The 3745-nt window shown below is 68.9% G+C and carries 5 protein-coding genes; 4 read left to right on the forward strand and 1 reads right to left on the reverse strand.

The annotated features are described in order from the left end of the window. The 4 genes from VGZ23_15875 to VGZ23_15890 all read left to right on the forward strand — a co-directional run. On the forward strand, positions 1 to 275 hold a 275-nt coding region (locus VGZ23_15875; GenBank protein ID HEV2359071.1), incomplete at its 5' end, for a hypothetical protein. 302 nt (positions 276 to 577) lie between these two features. Beyond that, complete coding sequence (locus tag VGZ23_15880; GenBank protein HEV2359072.1) at positions 578 to 1582, forward strand: NAD-dependent epimerase/dehydratase family protein; 1005 nt, start codon at positions 578 to 580, stop codon at positions 1580 to 1582. A gap of 174 nt (positions 1583 to 1756) precedes the next feature. Next, positions 1757 to 1990 carry a hypothetical protein gene (locus tag VGZ23_15885; GenBank protein ID HEV2359073.1) on the forward strand — a complete coding sequence of 78 codons (234 nt, stop codon included), beginning with the start codon at positions 1757 to 1759 and terminating at the stop codon, positions 1988 to 1990. A gap of 45 nt (positions 1991 to 2035) precedes the next feature. After that, positions 2036 to 3103, forward strand: a complete 1068-nt coding sequence (locus tag VGZ23_15890) for an ATP-dependent DNA ligase (protein ID HEV2359074.1) — start codon at positions 2036 to 2038, stop codon at positions 3101 to 3103. Here the strand turns inward: VGZ23_15890 and VGZ23_15895 are convergent. After that, a partial coding sequence (locus VGZ23_15895) for a DNA primase (GenBank protein ID HEV2359075.1) occupies positions 3100 to 3745 on the reverse strand: 646 nt, incomplete at its 5' end. The two genes, VGZ23_15890 and VGZ23_15895, sit on opposite strands and share 4 nt — an antisense overlap.

A 3745-nucleotide genomic window follows, 5' to 3' on the forward strand; every position in this document is an offset into this window, starting at 1 on the left:
CCCCGTTCCTGCGCGGATACCTGGACGGCAACTGGGCGGCTCCCACCGCCACCCGATCGCGGGCGAGCGGGCTGGTCTTCTGGGGGACTGAGGCGGTTCTCGCCGGCATCAACGCGATGATCCACCGCGGCTGGCGGATCAACAGCGGCGTGGTGACGCCGCGGCCGCCTCGGGCCGAACTGCGGTTCAACCGGCGGGACGAACCGGCGATCCTCCACCACATCCAGGCGTACACGACGCGCTCGCGCGGCCACGGCAAACGGCAGCCGGCCTGACGCGAGGGCCAGAAGGCCGAGTACGAGGCCACGCAGGGACAAAAGGGTCCCCAGGCGGGCAACCTCCGGGTCATCGGGTAACATATCGGCGCCCTCTTCAGACGCCGGATACGAGATAACGAGAGCGGCCGGAAACCGGCCGCTCTTTCTTTGGCGCGCCGGCTCCGAGAGGAAGGATATGGGTGCTTCCTGAAATTTCGAACAACCGGAGGATGCCGTCGAGCCCCGATGTCTTGGCAATGTGTCCCGCTGTGCCGCATATGAAACGTCCAGGTTCACAGTTCTGACCGAGATCCGAATCGGTGCCTCAGCCCCGCGTGCTGGTGACCGGCGCGACCGGATTGGTGGGCAGCGCGATTGTTCGTGCGCTGCTGGAACGGACGTGCCCCGTCCGCGTATTGGTGCGCAGCTCGGAGCGCGCCCGTGCGCTCTTCGGGTCAAGCGCGGAGATCTCGGTCGGGGACCTTCGAGACGCGGCGAGTCTGCGGCCGGCCTGTGCGGGTATCGCGCAGATCTATCACGTTGCCGGAGCCGTGGATACGCACAGACACGGGGACGCGGAGATCTTGGACACGAATGTGGACGGAACCCGCCGGCTGCTCGAGGCCGCTCTTGCAGCGCGGGTCCGCCGGGTCGTGTACACGAGTTCTGTCTCGGTGTACGGCGATCGGCTGCCCCTGGGGGTCGCGGAAGACGCCCCGGTCAACCCGGCGGGCATCTATGGGGCGTCCAAAGTCCGCGCGGAGCAATTGGCGCAGGACGCGGTCGCGGCCGGTCTTCACGTCATGATCGTCCGCCCGTGCATCGTCTATGGATCGGGCGATCGATATTTCATGCCGCAGGCGGTACAGGTCGCGCGGCTGCCGGTGATCCCGCTCCCGGATGGCGGCCGTCACGTGGTCGATCTCGTGCACGCGGATGATCTGGCGGCCGCGCATCTCCTGGTCATGGAAGCCGGACAATCCGGCGTCGCCTACAATGTGACGGATGGGGGATGCCATCATGCGGGAGACCTGATCCGGTGGGTGGCTGAGGGGCTGCACCGCTCTCCCTGGTTGCCGTCCATCCCTTGGTGGTTCGCGGCGTGTATCAGGCCATTGATTAACGTTGTCGGCCGAGCATGCGGGCGGCCTGATTTCGCGCACTTCGGCAGACAGGAGCTCGACGGACTCTTCAGCGACTACCATTTCGACATCTCCAAGATCGCCGCGCTCGGATATGCCGCCCGCATTGCCGCGCGTGCCGGATTACGGTCCGAGCTCCAGAGGAGCATCGACGCGAGTGGGCACGCGTGCCGGCCCGCGTAGGCGATTCGTCCACGTGCGCGGTCCCGCTCTTGCCGGAGTCGTCGGGACGGATTGCGCCCCGATTTTGTCTTGCTTTCGAGCCGGGCAGGCGTATCATTGGGGGATAGCCGCGATCGTTTGGTGCGCTGGTCAAGAAACGGCGGCGGTGGTTCCCGTCGAGACGAGGAGGTTTTTATGGCCTTAGACGGTGACCGAAACCGCGTGCTGACCTCGTTGCGGGAGGAGCCCGACGGCGCCGATAGCGCGACGCTGGCGAAGAATCTTGGCTTGGCGACAGACGTGGTGGAACGTCACCTGCTGTATTGTGCGGACTACGCATTGGTGGCATGGAACCGGCACGTCGGCGGAGTGGGACGAGCGATGATCACGACCCGCGGCCGCGAGTATTTGACGCGTCAGCAGTTGTGACCACTGCCCCGGAGTAGCCACCCCACGACGACCTCCGCATTTCCGATCGCCCCGCCGATCGAGCCGATGCTTGCCGCGTCGGCCGAAGCGCTCCCGGCGGGCGACGGGTGGCTGTACGAGCCGAAGTGGGACGGATTCCGCGCCGTCGTGTTTCGCGGCGCCGTGGACGTCTTCATTCAGAGCCGCGACCTGCGCCCGCTCGACCGATACTTCCCGGAACTGCACGAGGCGTGTCTGGCACAGGTGCCCGCCGGGTGCGTGCTGGACGGCGAGATCGTCATCGTGACGGCGCACGGACTCGACTTCGACGCGCTGCAGCTCCGGCTCCATCCCGCCGCCTCGCGCGTCGCCATGCTGGCGAAGGCGACGCCGGCGGCGTTCGTCGCATTCGACCTGCTCGCGGTGGACGGCCGCGACGTTCGGACCGCCTCGCAGGCCGACCGGCGGCGCCTGCTCGAGGGCGTGCTGGGCCGCGCGGCGCGGCCCCTCTATCTGACACCCGTCACGCCCGACCACGCGACGGCGCTGGTGTGGCTCCGCGAGTTCGAGGGGGCGGGCCTGGACGGCGTCATCGCGAAGCCGGCACGGGGGACGTACCAGCCGGGCAGGCGGGCGATGATCAAGGTCAAGCACGCGCGCACGGCCGATTGCGCCGTCGCCGGGTTTCGCTGGCACAAGAGCGGCGCCGACGCGGTCGGGTCGCTCCTGCTCGGACTGTACGACGAGCGGAGGGCGTTGCACCACGTGGGCGTGACGTCGGCCTTTCCGATGGCGGCGCGCAAAGAGCTGGCGCGGGAACTCGCGCCGCTGCGGCGGGGAGCGTTGGACCATCATCCGTGGCGCGACTGGGCGACCCCTGACGCCGGCGGCCTGGTCCGCATGCCGGGGGGCCAGAGCCGTTGGAGCGCCGGCAAGGATCTGTCGTGGGAGCCGCTGCGAATCGAGCGGGTCTGTGAGGTGAAGTACGATCACCTGCAGGGCCGGCGGTTCCGCCACGCGGCCCTGTTTCTGCGATGGCGGCCGGACAAGCGGCCCGCCGACTGCCGCTACGATCAGCTCGAAGTCACCGCGCCGTTTGAGCTGGCGAAGGTGTTCGGCGTGAGCGGCCGCTAGCGATGAGGCCGCTTCGGCGCAGCCGGTGCTTCGTCCGGATCGAGGGCCTCCTGCTCCGGCCGCAACCCCGCCGGCACGTGTTGCAAGTTCACGCGGATGCGGGTCCAGGTGCTCGAGCGGCCGCGCATGGAATCGACGAGGACGTCCTCAAGCGTCAGGTACCCGGCCGCCTCGGGATGGCGGGTCCGCCAGCGCGCGAGGCCCGCGAGCGCGTCGTCCCTGCGGTGCGCCCGCGCGATTTCAATCAGCGGGTGGCTCGCCGCCCGGCGGCGGGACGGCTGGGCGCGCGGCGGCTCCCCGGCCTGCTTTCGGTAGTGCGGCGGCCACGGGGCGTCGCCGAGGCCCTCCCGCTCATGGCGCGCGGATAGGTCGAGAAGACCCGCGAGGGAGGCGGCGGACGCGTCGATCCCGGCATGCCGGTCGCCCCCGTCGGCGAAGCGCCGCGGCATCGTCGCGAGCGTGAAGTCGCGGGGATCGCAGACGTCGACTTCATCCCACGAGAGCGGCGCCGAAACCCGCGCGTCCGGGGTCGGACGCACCGAATACGCGGCGGCCACCGTGCGATCCTTGGCGTTCTGGTTATAGTCGATGAAGACCCCGTGACGCTCCTCTTTCCACCACTTGCTCGTCGCGAGCGCCGGC

This window comes from bacterium, from assembly GCA_035945995.1.
In the GTDB taxonomy this organism is placed as follows: Bacteria; Sysuimicrobiota; Sysuimicrobiia; order Sysuimicrobiales; family Segetimicrobiaceae; genus DASSJF01.

Coding starts and splice junctions, on each gene's coding strand:
- VGZ23_15885 (HEV2359073.1), top strand. CDS start 1,757: ATGGCCTTAGACGGTGACCGAAACCGCGTGCTGACCTCGTTGCGGGAG.